The sequence below is a fragment of the Nitrosopumilus sp. genome (assembly GCF_025698945.1).
In the GTDB taxonomy this organism is placed as follows: domain Archaea; phylum Thermoproteota; class Nitrososphaeria; order Nitrososphaerales; family Nitrosopumilaceae; genus Nitrosopumilus.
Genome location: NZ_JAILWM010000003.1, coordinates 145,629 through 164,688, shown reverse-complemented (window position 1 = coordinate 164,688; position 19,060 = coordinate 145,629). Strand labels below are relative to the sequence as shown.

Annotated in this window: 20 protein-coding genes, 2 tRNA genes and 1 rRNA gene; 11 read left to right on the top strand and 12 right to left on the bottom strand. The window is 35.0% G+C overall.

Going from position 1 to position 19,060, the window contains the following annotated elements:
* Positions 1–10: 10 nt before the first annotated feature.
* Together K5790_RS07765 and K5790_RS07760 are read left to right on the top strand one after the other, a co-directional pair.
* Positions 11–1,036, top strand: a complete 1,026-nt coding sequence (locus K5790_RS07765) for a magnesium transporter CorA family protein (protein WP_297593907.1) — start codon at positions 11–13, stop codon at positions 1,034–1,036.
* Between the two features lie 89 nt (positions 1,037–1,125).
* Complete coding sequence (locus K5790_RS07760) at positions 1,126–1,398, top strand: hypothetical protein (protein WP_297593905.1); 273 nt, start codon at positions 1,126–1,128, stop codon at positions 1,396–1,398.
* Positions 1,399–1,448: 50 nt separating this feature from the next.
* Here K5790_RS07760 and fsa read toward each other — a convergent pair whose 3' ends face one another.
* The 3 genes from fsa to K5790_RS07745 are packed head-to-tail and all read right to left on the bottom strand — an operon-like array spanning position 1,449 to position 4,749.
* Positions 1,449–2,114, bottom strand: a complete 666-nt coding sequence (fsa, locus tag K5790_RS07755) for a fructose-6-phosphate aldolase (protein WP_297593903.1) — start codon at positions 2,112–2,114, stop codon at positions 1,449–1,451.
* Positions 2,111–3,085 carry a transketolase family protein gene (locus tag K5790_RS07750; protein WP_297593901.1) on the bottom strand — a complete coding sequence of 325 codons (975 nt, stop codon included), beginning with the start codon at positions 3,083–3,085 and terminating at the stop codon, positions 2,111–2,113. Before K5790_RS07750 ends, fsa begins: the two co-directional genes overlap by 4 nt.
* Positions 3,082–4,749 carry a ribulose-phosphate 3-epimerase gene (locus K5790_RS07745; protein WP_297593899.1) on the bottom strand — a complete coding sequence of 556 codons (1,668 nt, stop codon included), beginning with the start codon at positions 4,747–4,749 and terminating at the stop codon, positions 3,082–3,084. Before K5790_RS07745 ends, K5790_RS07750 begins: the two co-directional genes overlap by 4 nt.
* Positions 4,750–4,822: 73 nt before the next feature.
* Here K5790_RS07745 and K5790_RS07740 point away from each other — a divergent pair, with 73 nt between their 5' ends.
* From K5790_RS07740 to K5790_RS07730, 3 genes are read left to right on the top strand one after another with little or no spacing between them, the layout of a single operon-like run.
* Positions 4,823–5,215 carry a hypothetical protein gene (locus K5790_RS07740; RefSeq protein ID WP_297593897.1) on the top strand — a complete coding sequence of 131 codons (393 nt, stop codon included), beginning with the start codon at positions 4,823–4,825 and terminating at the stop codon, positions 5,213–5,215.
* 43 nt (positions 5,216–5,258) lie between these two features.
* Positions 5,259–5,402, top strand: coding sequence for a hypothetical protein (locus K5790_RS07735; protein WP_297593895.1), 144 nt, complete (start codon positions 5,259–5,261; stop codon positions 5,400–5,402).
* A gap of 37 nt (positions 5,403–5,439) precedes the next feature.
* Positions 5,440–6,900 carry a leucyl aminopeptidase gene (locus tag K5790_RS07730; RefSeq protein ID WP_297593893.1) on the top strand — a complete coding sequence of 487 codons (1,461 nt, stop codon included), beginning with the start codon at positions 5,440–5,442 and terminating at the stop codon, positions 6,898–6,900.
* Position 6,901: 1 nt separating this feature from the next.
* On the opposite strand, the gene K5790_RS07725 is transcribed toward K5790_RS07730, so the two are convergent.
* Positions 6,902–7,030 carry a hypothetical protein gene (locus K5790_RS07725; protein ID WP_297593891.1) on the bottom strand — a complete coding sequence of 43 codons (129 nt, stop codon included), beginning with the start codon at positions 7,028–7,030 and terminating at the stop codon, positions 6,902–6,904.
* A 41-nt stretch (positions 7,031–7,071) separates the two neighbouring features.
* Positions 7,072–7,191, bottom strand: a 5S ribosomal RNA gene (gene rrf, locus K5790_RS07720).
* Between the two features lie 91 nt (positions 7,192–7,282).
* On the opposite strand from rrf, the gene K5790_RS07715 reads away from it, so the two are divergent.
* Both K5790_RS07715 and K5790_RS07710 read left to right on the top strand, forming a co-directional pair.
* Entirely contained in the window at positions 7,283–9,070 is a 1,788-nt protein-coding gene (locus K5790_RS07715; protein WP_297593889.1) for a ribosome biogenesis/translation initiation ATPase RLI, read from the top strand.
* Positions 9,071–9,075: 5 nt separating this feature from the next.
* The gene (locus K5790_RS07710) at positions 9,076–9,903 is read left to right on the top strand and encodes a class I SAM-dependent methyltransferase family protein (protein ID WP_297594068.1); all 828 of its coding nucleotides are present in this window, start codon (positions 9,076–9,078) and stop codon (positions 9,901–9,903) included.
* 1 nt (position 9,904) lies between these two features.
* Here K5790_RS07710 and K5790_RS07705 read toward each other — a convergent pair whose 3' ends face one another.
* Both K5790_RS07705 and rimI read right to left on the bottom strand, forming a co-directional pair.
* The gene (locus tag K5790_RS07705) at positions 9,905–10,123 is read right to left on the bottom strand and encodes a transcriptional regulator (protein ID WP_297593887.1); all 219 of its coding nucleotides are present in this window, start codon (positions 10,121–10,123) and stop codon (positions 9,905–9,907) included.
* A gap of 37 nt (positions 10,124–10,160) precedes the next feature.
* The gene (rimI, locus tag K5790_RS07700) at positions 10,161–10,658 is read right to left on the bottom strand and encodes a ribosomal protein S18-alanine N-acetyltransferase (RefSeq protein ID WP_297593885.1); all 498 of its coding nucleotides are present in this window, start codon (positions 10,656–10,658) and stop codon (positions 10,161–10,163) included.
* 72 nt (positions 10,659–10,730) lie between these two features.
* On the opposite strand from rimI, the gene K5790_RS07695 reads away from it, so the two are divergent.
* Positions 10,731–11,837 carry a site-2 protease family protein gene (locus tag K5790_RS07695; RefSeq protein ID WP_297593883.1) on the top strand — a complete coding sequence of 369 codons (1,107 nt, stop codon included), beginning with the start codon at positions 10,731–10,733 and terminating at the stop codon, positions 11,835–11,837.
* Here the strand turns inward: K5790_RS07695 and K5790_RS07690 are convergent.
* On the bottom strand, positions 11,829–12,911 hold the full coding sequence (locus tag K5790_RS07690; RefSeq protein WP_297593881.1) for a transcriptional regulator: 1,083 nt from the start codon (positions 12,909–12,911) through the stop codon (positions 11,829–11,831). The two genes, K5790_RS07695 and K5790_RS07690, sit on opposite strands and share 9 nt — an antisense overlap.
* Before the next feature lie 50 nt (positions 12,912–12,961).
* On the opposite strand from K5790_RS07690, the gene pyrE reads away from it, so the two are divergent.
* The gene (gene pyrE / locus K5790_RS07685) at positions 12,962–13,567 is read left to right on the top strand and encodes an orotate phosphoribosyltransferase (RefSeq protein ID WP_297593879.1); all 606 of its coding nucleotides are present in this window, start codon (positions 12,962–12,964) and stop codon (positions 13,565–13,567) included.
* Positions 13,568–13,679: 112 nt separating this feature from the next.
* Here pyrE and K5790_RS07680 read toward each other — a convergent pair.
* A tRNA-Ile gene (locus tag K5790_RS07680) sits at positions 13,680–13,753 on the bottom strand.
* A gap of 41 nt (positions 13,754–13,794) precedes the next feature.
* On the bottom strand, positions 13,795–14,427 hold the full coding sequence (locus K5790_RS07675; protein ID WP_297593877.1) for a TenA family transcriptional regulator: 633 nt from the start codon (positions 14,425–14,427) through the stop codon (positions 13,795–13,797).
* An 80-nt stretch (positions 14,428–14,507) separates the two neighbouring features.
* On the opposite strand from K5790_RS07675, the gene K5790_RS07670 reads away from it, so the two are divergent.
* Positions 14,508–14,601, top strand: a tRNA-Glu gene (locus tag K5790_RS07670).
* Positions 14,602–14,641: 40 nt separating this feature from the next.
* Positions 14,642–15,493, top strand: a complete 852-nt coding sequence (locus K5790_RS07665) for a polyprenyl synthetase family protein (RefSeq protein WP_297593875.1) — start codon at positions 14,642–14,644, stop codon at positions 15,491–15,493.
* Here the strand turns inward: K5790_RS07665 and K5790_RS07660 are convergent.
* Positions 15,483–16,967, bottom strand: coding sequence for an NADH-quinone oxidoreductase subunit N (locus K5790_RS07660; protein WP_297593873.1), 1,485 nt, complete (start codon positions 16,965–16,967; stop codon positions 15,483–15,485). The genes K5790_RS07665 and K5790_RS07660 overlap by 11 nt on opposite strands.
* A 12-nt stretch (positions 16,968–16,979) precedes the next feature.
* Positions 16,980–19,058, bottom strand: coding sequence for an NADH-quinone oxidoreductase subunit L (locus tag K5790_RS07655; RefSeq protein ID WP_297593871.1), 2,079 nt, complete (start codon positions 19,056–19,058; stop codon positions 16,980–16,982).
* Between the last annotated feature and the right edge of the window lie 2 nt (positions 19,059–19,060).

The window sequence follows — 19,060 nt, the reverse complement described above, 5'->3', positions numbered from 1 at the left end:
ATTTTTCAACTTGAGAAAAGGATTCATCACAAACAGATTACGTTCCAGTAGGAAACCATCTGAAATAATTGTTGAGAGTAAAATGGAGACCATTCAAGGTAAAGAATTTGTTTGGATAGATTTGCAGAATCCTGACAGAGAGGAAGTCGAAAAATTAGCTGAAAAATATAATTTCAATTCATTAAACATTGAAGACTGTATGACTAAATTTGAATTACCAAAATTGGATAGATATGATAATCATTTCTTTGTAATTTTACATTTCCCACCACTATCTGGAAAAGTGGGAGAGTCCAAAAATAGCCAATTATCCCTTTTTGTAGGAAAAGGTTTTCTAGTTACAGTTCACCAAGGAGATCTAAAACCATTAGTGGATTTGGTAAATGTTTGTAAATCTGACTCAGATCAACAAAGAAAAGAAAAACTATTGGAAAAATCATCAGGACTACTACTTCATGAAATCATAGACGTGCTAGTAGATGATCTTTTACACACATCCAGAAAAATAATTGCTAATTTAGATGAACTAGAAGACAGAGTATTTGATGAAACAAAACCGGTTGCTAGAAGTATTGCATTACAAAGAAGAGAAATCAATAGATTAAGAAGAATAGCTAATCCATTAAAGAAATTTGTATTGGAGATTGCAAAAAATATCAAAGGATTTTCTGATACCGAAGATGATGAACTCACATTGTTTTATGATGATGTAATTGACCACATAGACAAAGTCATTGAAACATTAGAAGAATCAAGGGAAACTATGGAAATTTACAAAGATACTGATTTTGTGTTAAGTACTGAAAAAACAAACAAAGTTCTTGCAGTATTAACAATTATCTTTACATTAGCAATTCCATCAACGGTTATAGGAACATTTTATGGAATGAACATTCATCTACCTGGGGGGATCACAAGTGAAAGCCCAGTGTTTTTGGGTCCATATACAACGCTAATCATAATAATTTTAGCATCAGCTATTCCAGCTATCCTGATGTTTGCATATTTTAAAAAATTGGGATGGATTAATAATTAAAAATTATTTTTCAAAATTATTATCGGGTTAGATCCACATTTGATAAATTAAATGAGCTTAATTAAATACGAGATAATTTAACCTAAATTATGGGTAAAATTAGAATTCGAACCGGAAGAGGCACTGGAACTATTGAAGTTGATGATGATCCAACAAAATGGTCTGGTGACGAATTTAGAAAAATTCAAGAAGCAAGGAAAAAAGCTGCCTCAAATAGAATGGTTCACACAGGTAGGGGTACTGGTTCAAGAAGACTAGGAGATGAACCTGATCCAAAACCAAGACCTTCTACAGAAGGAATGACCAGAATAACAGGTAGAGGAACCGGTTCAAGAAAAAGCAAGAACAAAGGTTCAGATTAAAAACCTATAATTTTCATTTTTAGATTTTTCTTCTAGTGCATAGTGCGCTTTTAGATTTTGACATCTGGATTTCCAGCTTTGAGTTTTTCCCAGTCTGCTAGGAAATTATCCAATCCAATTTTAGTTAATGGGTGCTGAAGCATTTTGTCTAGTACAGCAGGAGGTAGTGTCACTACATCTGCACCAATTTTAGCTGCATCAACTACATGAATTGGATGACGAACACTTGCAACAAGAATTTGTGTTTTAAAATCATAATTGGAGAAAATTTCTTTAATCTCTTTTATTAGATTCATTCCATCTTGTCCTACATCATCTAGCCTTCCAATAAATGGACTAACATATTTTGCGCCAGATTTTGCAGCAAGTAAAGCTTGGTTGGGAGAAAAAATCAAAGTAACATTTACAGGAATTCCTTCAGATGATAATGATTTACAAGCTTTTAGGCCATCAGGAGTCATTGGAACTTTAACTACAACATTATCACCATACTCACGTAATCGTTTTCCTTCTTCCATCATTCCAGAATATTCAGTGCTTACAACTTCTAAGCTTACATCTCCTTTGATAATTTTTGTAATCTCTTCCATAGCATCTTTAGGATTACCGCCTTCTTTTGACATTAATGAGGGGTTTGTAGTAATGCCATCAAGCAAACCCATGTCATTGAATTTTTTTATAGATTCAAGATTAGCAGTATCAAGAAATATCTTCATAACTTTTTGCTCCTAATTTCTTTGACTTGTTTTGCTATATTAAAAGATGTTATTCCGTGTTTTTCTAAGAGTAGTGGAATTTCATCATCTCGTGCTGATTCTCCAAACATATCTTGTGCGCCAATTCTTTTGATTGGGACTGGATAAGATTCAGAAACAGATTCTGCTACCGCTGAGCCCATTCCACCAAAAATATTATGCTCTTCAGTGGTAACTATAGAGCCTGTTTCTCTTGCAGCCTTTTCTAGTAGTTGATTATCAATTGGTTTTATTGAAAACATATCCAACACCCTACAAGAAATTCCTTCTTTTTGTAATGTCTCAGCTGCCTCTAATGCCATCCTTACAGTAATTCCACATGCCGCAATTGTACAATCCGAGCCATCCCTTAGTGTAATTGCTTTACCTGTCTGAAATTCTTGATTTTCTGAATGAACTAGTGGAGTTTTTGATCTTGCCATTCTCATGTAAAATGGACCATACTCTCTTGCCATTAATTGAGTTAATTTAGAAACTGCAACAGTATCAGCTGGAATAAAGACTCTAAAATTAGGAATTACCCTCATAATAGCAATATCTTCAATTTGTTGGTGTGAGCCGCCATCAGGTCCTACTGATAATCCTCCATGAGATACTACTAATTTTACATTAAGACCTTTTTTTCCAGGTGGTGAAGGATATGCAATGTTATTTCTTATCTGATCAACTGCTCTTCCAGGTAAGAATATAGCATAAGTACTGGCAAATGAAATTTTTCCTGATGCTGCTAATCCAGCTGAAGTAGTAACAAGGTTTGCTTCTGCAATTCCAACATTAAAGAATCTATTTGGAAATTCTTTTTCAAAACTGGATGTCTTTAGTGAATCAGTAGTATCAGCACCCAAAACTACGACATTAGGGTTATCTTTTCCAGCTTGAATCAGAGATTTGGAATACTCTGAACGCATATCAGTCAGTATTGGTTCATTCAAATGTATTTGGCCTCCTCTGCAATTTTTCTAATTTGATCTTTCTTTTCACCAACAACATGCAATTCAATCCATTTGTTTACCAATTCTTCTCCACCTAACTCATTTGCTTTATCAAGCAGGATTCTTCTTCTTGATTTTAGAACTTCAGATCTAAAGTCCCTAATTGCAGCTCTGACATCAGATTGGCCAACAATTGCGCCCCCACCAACAAAAGCTCTTGCACCATCAGCAAAAATTGAGCCTATATTTTCAAGATTCACGCCACCATCAGCCTCGATATAACCTGAAAAATTATTCTCTTTGAGAATTGAATTTAGTCTAGCCATCTTTGTATGAGTTTCCTCAATGTATTTCTGACCAGATTTGCCAGGAACTACTGACATTACAATCAGTTGATCTAAATATGGAATAAATTTGTAGAACCACTCTGGCAATTCAGTTTCAGGATTTATTGCAAATCCAACACCAACGCCATTTTGTTTTAGTAAATCAGAAATTTCTCCAAAACTAGATTCATCAGTTACTTCAGCATGAACAGTAATAATATCACTTCCAGCATCAATGTAATCTTTAACATGTTTTACTGGTTCGTTAATCATTAGATGTGAATCAAAAGGAATTACGGTTAATGGTCTTAATTCTTTAATTTTATTATGATCAAATGTTTTGTTTGGAACAAATTGGCCATCCATAACATCAAGATGAATGTAATCAGCTCTGCCTGAAACACATCTCTTGATCTCGTTTTCAAGATTGGTCATATCTCCAGCAATAATTGATGGGGCAATCATAAATTGAGAATCCAATTCAAGATTAATTATCGGAACAACATCGGAATCAGGTGCTTTTCCATGCCATTGAGGATTATCCTCCATGTGTTCTACTGCTTTTCCTTTGATTGTTCTAGAAATGATCATAGTTGGAACTCCTTTAGTTGCATTTGCTTTTGCAATTGCTGCATCAATTTGTTCTATTCTATGTCCATCAATTTCAATTACATTCCATCCAAATGATCTCCACTTATCACCAGTCTTCCATCTGGAGGCATCTTTCCACATTTCAGAGAGATCATCGCCTTCCAATCTTTCATCAAGTGGCATAATTTTTTCAGTGTAAGAATCCTGCTGGATAAAATTTCTGTCAAGAAAAACGGTTAGGTTATCCACTTTGTATTTTGCAGCAGTCATTGCAGCTTCCCAAATTTGTCCTTCATCAGATTCACCATCTCCAATTATTGTGTAAACATGATAATTTTTTGAGTCAATCTTTCCAGCAAGTGCAATTCCAATAGAATAGGACAATCCAGTGCCTAGTGAGCCCCCACAAAATTCTACGCCAGGACATTTCAAATCAGGATGACCTTGCAATTTACTGCCAAACTTTCTCAATGTTTCTATTTCGGATTCAGGAAAATATCCTGCAACTGCCATGTTTGAGAATAGTCCAGGTGCTGCATGGCCTTTTGACAACACCAATCGGTCTCGATCTTCCCATTGTGGATTTTTAGGATCAAATTTGAGATACTTTACAAATAGGCATCCCAAGATTTCAGCCATTGAAAAAGATCCACCAGGATGTCCAGATCCTGCAGTATTTGTGCCCTTTATTACTAATTTTCTGGCTCTAAGCACATGCTTTTTGATATCATAGTAATTAAGCCGCATCTCGTTCGTTATCTTGGTAAATTGAATAAAAATCTACTTGAAAATATTAAGGTGATCTGAGATTGATCATATTATGGAAATAAGACAAAGTGTTCCAATTGTTCTTTTTGATAATCAATGCTACCTATGTGTAAAATTTGCAAAAATTGTAAATTATTTTTCTAGAGGTAAAATTACAATGATAGGTCATCATTCAGAGTTTGGAGAAAAGATCAGAGAAGAGATCTTAGATGAGACTGCTTTGGAAATGTTTTGGTTCATTAATAAAAAAACAGCTTATGGAGGAAGAGCAGCATTATTACCATTGATTAAAATTATTTTTTCAAAAAATGAAAAAAAATATCCTAGTATCTCGTTGGAGGAAGTTTGTCAGCAAGATTGTAAAACAGTCAAAGCAGTGTTTGTACGTTCGTCTAGTCTTTTAAGAAATAGCAGAGTCATAGATTATGATGAAAGTATTATTTGAATAACAAGAATAGGTATTTTAATCTGAAGAATCGTTCAGGAACGTGGCTCAAAGAATAACAGTAATGCTTGATGATGAAGTCGTAAAGAAATTACGTTCTAAACAAGCAAAAAAAATTAAAGAAACTGCAAATGCAATTAGTTTTTCAGCAATAATTAACGACTCTCTTAAAGAGTGTGTAAAATAGTCATAAATCTAAATAACACATCAAATTAGACATTTTTATGAAGATAAAGACTGAGAGTTCCGCAAGAAAAACCCAGTTATTGTGTGGATTTATTGTTGAAAAATATGACAAAATATTAGGAATTGGAAAAATAGATTCAAAAACAGACCTAGTGATATCACAAGCAATTAAGGATAATGAAGGGAAATTAGGAAGAATTAACGTAATCCCAACACCTTCCAAATCTACTCAAAGAATTTTACTAGCAGGATTAGGAAGCAAAGAGAGTATAACGAATGATACAATAAGATTTGTTTCAGGAAAAATTGCACAAAAGGCAAAGGAACTAAAATTAAAAGAATTCACCATAATATCTCCACCAAATTTTGTATCAGATCCAGTTTCATCTGTAACTCAAATAGTTGAAGGTTGTAAGATGTCACTGTACAAATTTGATAAATTCAAGTCTGAAAAAGATCAAGATTCTCCTGATTTAACCATCGTAATTTCAAAATCAAAGAAAATTCTGTCTGCAATTAAAAATGCAGAAATCACTGCAGATGGCACAATATTTACAAAAAGCATTGCAAATTTGCCTCCAAATGAGTGCACTCCAAGTACTCTAGCAAATTTTGCTAAAACAATATCAAATAGCAAGATGAAATGTACAATTTTCTCAAAGTCAGAATTAAAAAAGAGAGGTTTTGGTGGCATTTCTGCAGTAGGACAAGGAAGTAAAAACGAACCGAAACTAATTGTTCTTGATTATAAAAATGCAAGAAATGAAAAACCAATAGTTCTAGTTGGAAAAGCTGTCACATTTGATACCGGTGGAATTTCACTAAAGCCAGGAGACAAAATGGATGAAATGAAATTTGACAAGTGTGGTGGATGTACGGTTTTAGGTATTATGAAAGCAATTTCGGAATTAAAATTGCCAATTAATTTAGTTGGAATTATTCCATCAGTAGAAAACATGCCAGGTGGTGAATCTTACAGACCAGGGGACATCATAAAACTATACAATGGAAAGACAGTTGAGATTTTAAATACGGATGCTGAAGGAAGACTGATTTTAGCTGATGCGTTAGCATATGGTGAAAAACATTATTCACCTAAAGCAATTATTGATTTTGCAACACTAACTGGTGCATGCATTGTTGCATTAGGAACTAATGTGGCTGCCATAATTTCAAACAATGAAAACTTGACAAAGAAAATTACAAACTCTTCAAAGAGAACAACAGAAGAAGTTTGGGAGTTGCCATTAAATCAAGACTATATGGATATGATAAAATCAGATGTTGCAGATATGAAAAATGTTGGAATAGGAAGAGCAGCTGGAACAATTACAGCTGCAGCATTTTTGAAAAATGCTGTAGAGAAGACACCATGGGCACATGTTGATATTGCGGGAGTTGCATGGACACAGACTGCAACTAAAGAAAAACCATATAATCCTAAAGGAGCAACTGGATTTGGGGTTAGATTAATTTTAGATTATTTACAAAATTTGTAAATCAATATCCTCTGCTGTTTCTATCAGGGGTTCCAACATTTGGATTTCTAAACCCATGTTTTTCCATCATATGATTCAGAAATCTGATATCATCAGAGAATGATTCTCCACATACTGAACAGTTTGGCATTGAAATCACATAAGCTCAAAGAACTCGATATTAAAAGATTAGAATGCCAGCACTGTTGCTTCCCAAGGGCTCTCGCATCTTAGTAGCACAACAGCGACGATAGGTTTGACTTCCAAGTTCGGAAAGGGATTGGGTCGCACCCTAACGCTATGGCCGGCTTGAAAATCAATGTCAAATTCTCATCTATTAACGTAACGGCAATAAAAAAGGTCTCAAAATAGGTATAAAGCAAAGAAAATACTCGATTACGACATGACACATCGTGTAGCAGTTCTAGATCAGGATTTGTGCCAGCCAAAAAAATGCGGTTTGGAGTGCATAAAGTACTGCCCAGTAAACAAATCGGGTGCAGAATGTATCGTTCTCAATGAGGAGACAAAGAAAGCCCAGATAGATGAGGATATCTGCAATGGATGTGGAATCTGTGTCAAAGTATGCCCCTTTGATGCTATTACGATTGTTAATTTAGCTAGTGAGTTAGCATCAGATAAAATTCATCAATATGGACCAAACTCATTTAGAATTTACAAATTACCAACTCCAAAGAAAGGAGAAGTTGTTGGACTACTTGGAAGAAATGGAATGGGGAAAAGTACAGTTGTCAACATACTTTCAGGAAATCTAAAACCAAATCTTGGAAGATATGATAATCCACCTGAATGGGATGAGATTTTAAAATATTATAGTGGAACAGAACTAAAACAGCACTTTGCAAAAATACAAAACAAAGAGATTAGAGCATCAATAAAACCTCAACAAGTTCATCACATTGCACAGGCATTTGATGGAACTGGAAAAGAACTATTAGACAAATATGATGAGAGAGGAGTGACACGTGATCTAATCAAAGAACTAGGATTACAAAATTCTATGGAGCAGAATTTAAAGGAATTAAGTGGAGGAGAACTTCAAAGATTGGCAGTAGCTGCTGCTGCATCAAAGGATGCAGAATTTTACTTTTTTGATGAGCCATCATCATACAACGACGTATTTCAAAGAACAGGAGTTGCACGTGTGATTCAAAGTTTGGCTACACTTGGAAAAAGTGTGATGGTAGTAGAACATGACTTGACACTACTTGACTTTCTTAGTGATTTTATTGAAGTATTATATGGTGAGCCAACAGCTTACGGAATTGTTTCAAGTGTTCTGTCTACCAAAGTGGGAATCAATGTCTTTCTTGACGGTTATTTACCAACTGAAAACGTGAGATTTAGAGACAAAAAATTCTCTTTTGATGTATCATCATCATCTACTGATACTTTCCAAGAGGGAAGCGATATTATCGTTTATCCAAAACTAGAAAAGAAATACGCTAAATTCTCAGTAACAATTGAGCCTGGAAGAGTCAGAAAAGGTGAAGTCTTGGGAATAATGGGTGCCAATGCACTTGGAAAGACTACCATGATGAAGATGATTGCAGGAGTTGAGAAACCCGATATTGGCTCTATTGATAAAAAAGTAAAGATTGCATACAAACCACAATATCTTCAAAATGATATTGATGAGGAAGTAATCTCTTTGCTAAACAAAGCAAACGGAAATCTAGTTGAAGGAAGTATGGAAGAAGAACAAATTCTCGAACCACTAAAAATTAAAAAACTATACAACAAATCTGCAAAGAACCTATCAGGAGGAGAATTGCAAAAAGTTGCAGTTGCATCATGCCTTTTACAAAAAGTTGACGTGTATGCATTAGATGAGCCATCTGCATTTTTAGATGTAGAAGATAGAATTGCAGTTGCAAAGTTTTTGCAGAAATTTGTCCGCTCCTTTGGAAAATCAGCAATTGTAATTGATCATGACTTGCAGTTAATGGATTTAATCTCAGATTCAATAATAATATTTGAAGGTGAATCGGGTATGGCAGGAAAGGCAACATCTCCAATGCCAAAGCCCGAGGCAATGAACAGATTTCTCAGATCATTAGATATGTCATTTAGAAGAGATGAAAAAAGCCTCAGACCAAGAGTTAACAAGATTGAAAGTAGACTGGATAAAGATCAAAAAGCATCTGGAAATTTCTATTACAAGCATTGACTCGAATGTTAAAAAAAGCACTGGAGAGTGTAATTTCTGAAAAAGAAAGCGCAGAATTAATCTCTGCCTTTGATCAAATTGGAGACATTATAATTGTAAGAATTCCTGATTCATTATTATCAAAGAAAAAGATCATTGGAGAAACATTGTTAAAAGAAGTAAAGATTGCAAAAAGTGTATTTTATCAGTCATCAGCAGTAGAGGGGGATTTTCGAACAAGAAACTTGGAGATATTAGCTGGAGATGATAAAACTGAGACAGAATACAAGGAATTTGGCTGTAGATTTGTAGTAGATGTAGAGAATGCATTTTTCTCACCTAGACTGTCTACGGAGAGGGAAAGAATTGCAAATTTAGTTCAAGACGGGGAGGTAGTAACCAACATGTTTGCAGGAGTTGGGATGTTCTCGATAATGGCTGCAAAAAAGAAAAACTGTACTGTTTATAGTATCGATATCAACCCAGTTGCATCACAACTATGTGAGAAAAATATTGAATTAAACAAATTAGTCGGAAAGGTAATTTCTATCAACGGAGATGCATCAAAGATTGTATCAGAGAAATTAATTGATAAATCAGATAGAACACTAATGTTACTACCTGAGAGATCGGACGAATTTTTACAATCTGCAATTGATGCAACAAAAAGCGGAGGGATAATTCATTACTATTGTCATATTCATGCGGATAAAAAATCAGAGGCAGGAAAACTATCTGAAGAACATTATCTTCAAGTAACTCCTGTTAAATCAGAAATACTAGGATCAAAAATAGTCAGACCTGTTGGACCTAGATATTATCAAACAGTAGTCGATGTAAGAATTTCAAAGTAAACTAATCATCAGATGTAATTGATGCTGTTGTGGGTTTTGTTGTTGCCATCACATAACCAATCCATGCAATTACACCAAGAATCCCACCTGCAATCATCAATACAGATAATTGCAAGACAATAGGACTCCATTCAGATAACATCAATAGATATGCATAAAGGAAAAATCCACCAATGCAGAGAATAAAAATTGTTACCCCCATGCCTTTGCGTTTATCCATGGCCAAGAATTTTTTGTGAGTTATTTATTGTTTTTATCTAATCTAACTCAATTGCCATAAGATATGCATCTTCACCATCACGATAATAGGCATTAAGTTGCTGTCTTATTACAAATCCAAGCTTTTCGTACAATCTAACGGCCTCGTTATTGCTGCATCTAACTTCCAAGTAGAATTCATCACATTTTCGTGATTTTACACCTTTGACAGATTCTTCAACTAGAGCATTTCCAATTCCACGTCTTCGATATTCTTCTAGAACTGCAATAGAGACAACATGTCCTTTTTTGACAAATCCTAATTTCTTAAAGTTTGAGAATCCATATTCTGTTTTACACATGATATAGCCAACATGTTTTCCACCAATTTCTGCTACAATAAATGCCTCAGGAAGTTCTGCAAGTAGGCTTTCATAGAAATAATCTGAATAGTGTTCTGGCAGTGTTTTGAGATTAATCTCCATTACAGGTATAAGATCGCTTGGCTCTGCCCTTCGAATATTACAATCTCCTAATTGTCTTAGAATTACCTGCATGCTATATGATAAAAGTATCAATATTTAATTTTAAACCAAAAGACCATTAATGGAAATAAAATAGCCCTAGATATGGAAGATCCTTCTAAAGAAGAAATCATTGACATAGTCAATTCAATATTTACGGTAAGTGATTTTACAAAGGCGGAATTTTCTTTAGAATTTAAAATTAATGATTTAGAATTTAAGGAAAAATTTGAACAGTTGGCAAGAAAATTAGAAAATATGAATTATGTATGTAAGTTAGAACAGATGGATGATGGAAAATATATCATAATTCAGAAATTTGCTCCAAAGAAACAACGAAAATGGTTAAACATATCATGGACTCCAAGAATTTTGTTTGCAATTGTAGTTGCATTTGTAATGATTGATGGATACTATAGAACCTCTGGAACTAATTCTATAATTGAAATAGGTGATCCTCTTGAGATGGCAGCAGTCTATACATTATCATTGCTTGGGATACTAGGGATTCATGAGCTAGGACATATTGTTGCGGCAAAACTTCATAGGCTAAAAACAACGTGGCCATACTTTATTCCAGGATTGCCTGTAGTAGGAATTCCCACATTTGGTGCTTTTATCCAATCAAAGGGGCTCACAATTAACAGAGAAATTTTATTTGATGTGGCCATTGCAGGTCCAATTGCCGGATTAGTTATTGCAATAATTGTTTCAATTTTTGCTGCATATACTGCTCCAATTTTAGATCAAGACGTAGCTGCAGGACTGTTTGCCGAATCAAGATTGATTGAGTGGAATCAAGGTGAGCCATTACTAATGACTGCAAGTCTAGCTTTGTTTGGGAAAGGGGGAGATGGACATGAAGTGATTATGACTCCAGTAATGTTTGCTGCATGGATTGGATTTTTGATAACGTTTTTGAATTTACTACCTGCATGGCAGCTAGACGGTGGACATATGGCAAGAACACTACTTGGTCCAAAACTTCACAGATATGCAACATATGGCAGTATGGCAATTCTTGTTTTGCTTAATTATTGGCTAATGGCAATGCTAATCCTAATAATGAGTTCTCGAAATTCTGGTGCAACTCCACTTGATGATATTTCTCCACTTTCAAGAAATAGAAAACTTGCATATATTGGAATTATTGGACTAGCAATTTTGTGTGCACCACTACCATCAGATTTTATGCCTTTCTTTTTACCTTAGGAGTAATCTAGCACCATCAGTAACAACTGCAACTTTTTGTCGTGCACCTTGTGTCTTTAGAATATAATCCATTGAATATTTTATCCCCTGCATTGATAGCATGTTTAGTTTCTTTGCATAAAACTCTGGAAGAATAGATACCAAGCCTATTTGGAAATTCTTTTGGATTTCTGACAGAAACAGTAAATCCTCCATTCCAGTAATGTATTTTGTGGGATTTTTTAATTGGTCTAATGTTAATCTGTCTTCAATGTATTGCTGCAATGCATCAGAACCAAGACCCCCTTTGCATTCTGCAACTAAAATTGCTAATCCATCCTTTTTGATTGCATTTGCACAATTCCATAAAGATGAAAGGGATTTTCCTAAATTATCATTACTTGAATCTTTTCCAGAACTAATTATCATGGTCTTATGTTGACCAACATCTTTGATTGATTGTGATTCTAAAATTTTAGTAGATGACATTGTTTGAGAGGGATGCCCAATTGAGAAATCTACAATTCCCTGAGAGTTTGCAATAATCTCTATTCCTTGAATTTCAAAATTATCTGAGAATTTTTTTGCCTCACCTAAACTTTCAGGATATTGACCAGGAGTTGGGAGATTTCCCTGTCTTTTGGCATATGCAGATAACATAGAATCTTGCCCAAACTTTTTGATTAGTCTAGTAGAGATTGTTTCATAGCCAAATAATCCATCAAATTCCATTTCACTCATAAAAACAAGATTTGAGTTTGAAATTTCTACATCATCAAATTCGTTAATCGAGGTTCCTTCAGGCAAGCCTGCTTTGACCTGATTTAGTATTCGTTTATCAGTTAAAATTTTTGGAAATGGTTTTGATTTTTGTTCACATAAACTAAATAACATTGAGATGATTTTCTGAATTGATTTTGAATTATGTAATACAACTAATTCCATTGGTTTTGATAAATCTAAGGTTCCAAGTTTTTCATTAATTACAGAATCGTCTAAAATTTTGCCATCAGAATCAATTTTTTGCTCTAAATTCTCAGCCCTAATATCCAAAACTACGTCTGTAATACCATAATTTAACCAGATTTCAGGCATAATAAATACACAATACAAACCAAAATAAATCCAGTGTAGTTAATTTTGGTATGGAGTTTGTGAAAGAGTTTGCAACATTTTTGCACAAAAAAGGCATAATAAAATTTGGAGATTTTACGCTTGCAAGCGGAAAAAAGAGTTCCTACTATGTAGATTTGAGATTAGTTCCTAGCTATCCACATGAATTCAGAAAAATGGTGAAATATCTTGAAAATCAAATTGCACAAGAAATAGGATTAGATGAATTTGATTCTATTGTATCTGTTCCAACAGGAGGATTAGTGATTGCATCAGCTCTTGCAATTGAGACAGTCAAACCGCTAATCTATGTTAGAAACAAGCCAAAAGACTATGGCACTTCAAAATCAGTTGAAGGTCTAATCCATGACGGAATGAAAGTGGTAATGATTGATGATGTTGCAACTACTGGCGGTTCAGTAGTTAATGCAATAAAATCTCTAAAAGAAGTTAACATTTCAATTTCAGATGCATATGTAATTGTAAATAGAATGGAAGGAGCAGATGAGGCTTTATCTGAACTGGGAGTAAAGATGCATTCAATGTTGAACATATTACAAATTACAGAAGCATTACATGAGCAAAATCTTGTGGATCAGAGCATTTTAGATAAAGTGAAAAATCAATTAGGAAAATAAGTATTGGCAGCTCAGTCAAATGCCTTCCAATCATCAGTCAGATATAACTCTGATTCTTCATTGCAGCCAGTAAAATTTGAAGTTGCTCATTTTAAAACTAATGGAAAATATATGGGCCCGAAGGGCTTCGATCCCTTGGCTCACCGGTTATGAGCCGGTTACTCTACCAAGCTGAGTTACGGGCCCTAAGCAGATGAATTTTTCCTGGGCTAAAAAATGTTATTAGATTAACAATATGCTTCATAACAACTATCAAGCAACAAGTTTTGTGCAGTGATAGATTTCTCAGCAATTTCAATTAATTTTGCTGGATCAGTTGATGACTTTTCTAGAATATTTTGCCAAGAGGCAGCATGTCTAATGTCTGCTTCAGTGTGGAGCTTAAAGTATTGAGTTGCTTCATCATTTGACATTCCATAGAATTGTGCTAATCCATCAAGTTTTGTTTGACTAATTTTTGGGATTTCTTTTTCAAATGCATACATTGCACATGCACCGCCTTCAAAGCTAGTCATTAATTCATTCAAATCAGATACTGCTTTTTGGGTTTTTGGCAATCCAGTGTATTGGAGAAGTTCTTCTTCAGAAATACCTAACTCTCCAGCAAATGAAATCCATGGTTTGATATGATCAGATTCCTCTTTTTGATTTTCAATTAATTCCTCTACGTGATTATCTGATGCTTTTTCTATGATGGAAGTCATAAATGATGGAACTGCTTTTACAAGTTGGAAATATTCTTTTGAATAACCTGCTAAAGATTCCTTTGTTAATTTTCCATCAGACCACATTTGGTAAAATGGATGTTTTAGTAAACTTCTCTCTTCAATCATTTGATCAATTTGTTTTATTATATTCATAATTCATCTCCAAAGATGCCAATAAAAAAATCTTTGTGGTTTACAAAAGATTTTATGGTCAAAATACTGAATTTTCTTGGGTTCCAGTGGTGTAGACCGGTCAAGCATACTGCCCTTTCAAGGCAGTGATCCCGGGTTCAAAATCAATCGATGAAAATCCCGGCTGGAGCACCAAGATTTAATTACTAATGAGAAAATTTTTTGATCAGGCATCTTGGACAGGAAAAACATCGAGATTAATCCTTTACTTGAAACCTATGGCAAGTATATTGAAAAAATAGACCATGCTTTAGAGAAGGAACTTGATCTTTATTCTGAATCAGAATTCATCGAACCGTTGAAATATTCTCTAGATGGCGGAAAACGAATTAGGCCTATTATTTTGACCCTATCTGCTGAAAGTGTAGGTAAAATAGATGATAATACTCTATCAGCATCTTGTGCTGTTGAGTTTCTTCACATGGAATCAATAATCCATGATGACATCATAGATAATGAAACAATGAGAAGGCAAAAGGATCCTTTTCATATCAAATATGGATACAATACTAGCGTACTTACGGGGGATTTTGTTTTAGGATTAATTCTTGCAATTTGTTCAAGACTTAATAATCCAAGAATTACAAAAGATTTGGCAACAACTGCAATGTTGATGAGTGAAGGCGAGATGATTGAAAGCAGGTTAGAGACAAGTGAAGATGTTACATTTGATGATTATCTAAAAGTAATAGAATACAAAACTGCAACAGCATTTGAAGTAGCAGCTAGAACAGGAGCAATTATTGCAAATGGAACTGAAGAGCAAATAGAGGCATTAACTGAATATGGAAAAAATATCGGAATTGCATATCAAATTAGAGATGACTTACTTGATTGGAAAAACGAAGACAAGCTTTTCAATTTACTAATTAAGAAAAGTTCTGATCCAAGAGACGTCTTTAACAAAATGGAAGAGTTACTAAAAGAGTATTCAGAAAAAGCAAGAGTTGGATTAAGAAAGATTCCAGAAAATGATGCTAAAAATAATTTAGAGAATTTAATTAAATTTACTTCGTTTAAGGCATAATACCTAAACTAATTACTGGGGATGCTAGTTCTACAAACTTGATTAGTGGATCTGGATAAACACCAAATCCAACTAGGAATATAATTGAAAATATTACAACACCAATAACTGATTTTGGTTCTGAAACTCTCTTCTCTGTTTCTCCTTCAAAGTACATCTTTCGTGTAATCCAACCATAGTAAGCAAGTGATAATGCACTATTTAGAACTCCTGCAATTGCAAGCCATGGTGCCCACCATAATGCAGAGCTTGCATCAAGTGCACTTCCAAACAACATTAGTTTACTCCAGAATCCCGAAAGTGGTGGAACTCCAGCTAATGCAAATAATGAAATTACCAATCCTAAAGCAGTTATTGGCATTCTACGTCCTAGTCCCTTTAGTTTATCAATATGAGTAACTGCCAAAGTTGTTATAATTCCTGCAACTGCAATGAATGCTGCTCCTTTCATTACGGCGTGATTCATTATCTGGTAAAGAGATCCTTGCAAACCTAGTGAGGTGTGAGGTGCAACTGCCAAACCAATCAGTATGTATCCTGCGTGTGCAATACTAGAGTATGCAAGCATTCTTGAGAGATTCTTTTGCATAATTGCTGCAACGTTACCAATAGTCATAGTCATTATTGCTAAAATTCCTAATGCAAGTGTCCAATCAAGATTAAGGACAACCATTCCCAAAATAACAATTCTAATTGTTGCTGCAAATCCAGCTTTCTTTGTTGCAGCTGCTAGTAATGCAGTGATTGTTGGTGGAGCTCCCTCGTATGTATCAGGCAACCATTGATGGAATGGCACAAGTCCCATCTTAAATCCAAATCCTGCAATAAACATTCCAACTGAAAGTAATGCAAGTGGAAGTAATGAAGGATCAAGTGTTGAATATCCTTGAATCACTTCGCCAATGTTAGTAGAACCTGTTAACCCATATGAGATTGAAATTCCGTAGACAATGATGGCTGATGAGAGTGCACCAAACAAGAAGTACTTTAATGCTGCCTCATTAGAGCTTGGATTCTTTTTCATAAATCCAACCAAGACATATGTTGGAATACTCATTAGCTCCCATGCAACAAATAACATTACCAAGTCAGTCGAATATGCAACAAGAACCATACCAATTGTTGCAAGTAAAATAAGAGAATAGTAAACTGCTGGAGCATTATGCTTTCTCATATAATTAAAAGAGCCAACAGTAGTGAACAGAGCAACAATTAGCATTGCAATTGCAAAGAATCCACCAAATGCATCATCTACAATTACATCTTCAGAAAATAGTGCAGATGGCGATACATTATCAGATAGGAATTGATATCCAACATATCCCATGGATACGAGTAATGCAGCAAATGCAATTACTGCATAAAATGAATTAGAACCTCTCTCTTTTCTGGCAATGCTAATTATTGGTAATACTACTCCAACTGTACCTAGTATTGCAATTAGTACCAATGGTGTGGAAGTAATCTCTAACATTTCATCAATCTCCTAAATCAACAATATCAGAACTACGAATAGCAGTCCTGCTCCAAATACGAATAGATATGACTGAGATACACCAGTTTGAGTGCCTTGGACGACTCTAGCGCTCCATCCAACTGCTTTCTGGACTCCATCATTCATACCATAATCGATAGCGGTCTTTTCAAAGTATCTGTATACACCTCTTGCTAACCATAGTGGTGCTACAACAAAGCACCAGTAAATTATTGCATTAAGATACCATCTGTTTAAGATAAGTTTGTGAATTCCATAAAAGAATAGATTTGAATTTACAAATTTGACAGGATCCACCCATCTGCCAATATAGAATATGTATCCCAGTCCAATTCCTATTGCAAATGCTGCAAGTGATGATCCTAGTGCAACGGGGTTAAGTCCTTGTAAGAATTCTGGGAGTATTGAAGATTCAGCTGCAATATGTTCAGTGTGAATGCCAAATGAGTGTTCTAGATATTCAGTAAACAAGTGGTGTAGTCCTTCTTCTGTTGATAATCCAATTAATCCAATTCCAATAGTTAGTACAGCTAAAATTCCATAAGGTACCCACATTGATAGTGATGCTTCATGAATATGATGACCTTCTTCTTCCATCTTCTCGATGTGTTTGCTCTTCTTCCCAAAGAAAACCATTCCAATCATTCTTGTTGTATAAAATGCTGTAATTACTGCAGTTATTACTGCAATAGCATACAATGGCAATGCCCATTCATTTCCTGATTCATAGACTGCTGCAAAGATTGCATCTTTACTCCAGAAACCTGTTGTGATAAATGGTGCACCCATTAATCCAAGACCTGCTGCCCACATGAAGGCATACGTTTTTTTCATCTGTTTTCGCAGACCACCCATATCTGTCATAAATCTAGAACCAACAATATGCAACAGAGATCCTGCTGCCATGAATAGAGAAGCCTTAAACATTGCATGAGAAATCAAATGGAAGAATCCTGCAGTATATCCATCGACATATTGATGAGATAGTCCTGCTACACCTAATGCCATCATCATATAGCCAATTTGTGAACCTGTAGAATATGCAAGTACTTTCTTAATTTCTGGATTAACCATACCTTGTGTTGCAAGAAGTAATGCAGTAATTGCTCCAACCCATGCAACAATCTCAAAGAACTGATCAGCTAGAATTCCTGCTGCACCTAATGCAAATACAAGAGGGCCGATTCTTGCAACCAAGAAGACACCTGCCTTTACCATTGTTGCAGCATGAATCAATGCAGAAACTGCAGTTGGACCAGTCATTGCCTCTAAGAGCCATTCGTTTAGTGGGAATTGTGCTGATTTTCCTACAGCTCCACCAAATAGTAAAACAAATGCAGGAACCAGCAATCCTTGTGCAGCCATTGTGGTTGCCCACTCTGTATCACCCATCAATTCTTTAAATCCAAATGTTCCTGCAAACAAAAATATCAACAGCATTCCCGCTATCATCATCACATCACCGACTTTGGTCATGATGAAAGCCTTCATGCCGGCATGTGTTGGTGCATAGTAATCTAGCATTCCAAGAACTGTTCTTCCTTCTGTACCAACATGATCTTTCTTTTTATCACGATACCAAAAGCTGATCAATGCATATGATGCAAGTCCTACTCCTTCCCATCCAAAGAAGACTTGGAGTAAGTTATCAGATAAAACAATTAATTGCATTGAACCAATAAAGAACATCATCCAAAACCAGAATCGTGTAATGTCTTTATCGCCTTTCATGTATCCAGTACTGTAAATCATAATGAGAAATGAAATCCAACCTACAACATTTGCCATAATTATTGAAAGAGGATCAGCTAATACTCCTCCCTTTAATCCAATTGCTTCAATCCACATGATTTGATCATGAATCTCATGTGCTTCTAGTGCAAGTGGCAACATTGATGCAGCTGATAATGCACTCATCAAAGCAAATCCAACTGCTACATACCCAGTTGCTCTCTTTGATGCCTTTCCTATTCCAGGCATAATCAGAGCCGCAATAAATGGTAAAATCCAAACTAACCAAGCACTTGCTGCCCCAACTTCAAATGGTAATCCAATAGATTCTGTTGCCATAA

Bases quoted from the DNA above. Each gene is read 5' to 3' on its own strand.
- K5790_RS07760 (WP_297593905.1), top strand. From the start codon at position 1,126: ATGGGTAAAATTAGAATTCGAACCGGAAGAGGCACTGGAACTATTGAA.
- fsa (WP_297593903.1), bottom strand. From the start codon at position 2,114: ATGAAGATATTTCTTGATACTGCTAATCTTGAATCTATAAAAAAATTC.
- K5790_RS07745 (WP_297593899.1), bottom strand. From the start codon at position 4,749: ATGCGGCTTAATTACTATGATATCAAAAAGCATGTGCTTAGAGCCAGA.
- K5790_RS07740 (WP_297593897.1), top strand. From the start codon at position 4,823: ATGGAAATAAGACAAAGTGTTCCAATTGTTCTTTTTGATAATCAATGC.
- K5790_RS07730 (WP_297593893.1), top strand. From the start codon at position 5,440: ATGAAGATAAAGACTGAGAGTTCCGCAAGAAAAACCCAGTTATTGTGT.
- K5790_RS07725 (WP_297593891.1), bottom strand. From the start codon at position 7,030: ATGCCAAACTGTTCAGTATGTGGAGAATCATTCTCTGATGATATCAGA.
- K5790_RS07715 (WP_297593889.1), top strand. From the start codon at position 7,283: ATGACACATCGTGTAGCAGTTCTAGATCAGGATTTGTGCCAGCCAAAA.
- K5790_RS07710 (WP_297594068.1), top strand. From the start codon at position 9,076: ATGTTAAAAAAAGCACTGGAGAGTGTAATTTCTGAAAAAGAAAGCGCA.
- K5790_RS07705 (WP_297593887.1), bottom strand. From the start codon at position 10,123: ATGGATAAACGCAAAGGCATGGGGGTAACAATTTTTATTCTCTGCATT.
- rimI (WP_297593885.1), bottom strand. From the start codon at position 10,658: ATGCAGGTAATTCTAAGACAATTAGGAGATTGTAATATTCGAAGGGCA.
- K5790_RS07695 (WP_297593883.1), top strand. From the start codon at position 10,731: ATGGAAGATCCTTCTAAAGAAGAAATCATTGACATAGTCAATTCAATA.
- K5790_RS07690 (WP_297593881.1), bottom strand. From the start codon at position 12,911: ATGCCTGAAATCTGGTTAAATTATGGTATTACAGACGTAGTTTTGGAT.
- pyrE (WP_297593879.1), top strand. From the start codon at position 12,962: ATGGAGTTTGTGAAAGAGTTTGCAACATTTTTGCACAAAAAAGGCATA.
- K5790_RS07675 (WP_297593877.1), bottom strand. From the start codon at position 14,427: ATGAATATAATAAAACAAATTGATCAAATGATTGAAGAGAGAAGTTTA.
- K5790_RS07660 (WP_297593873.1), bottom strand. From the start codon at position 16,967: ATGTTAGAGATTACTTCCACACCATTGGTACTAATTGCAATACTAGGT.
- K5790_RS07655 (WP_297593871.1), bottom strand. From the start codon at position 19,058: ATGGCAACAGAATCTATTGGATTACCATTTGAAGTTGGGGCAGCAAGT.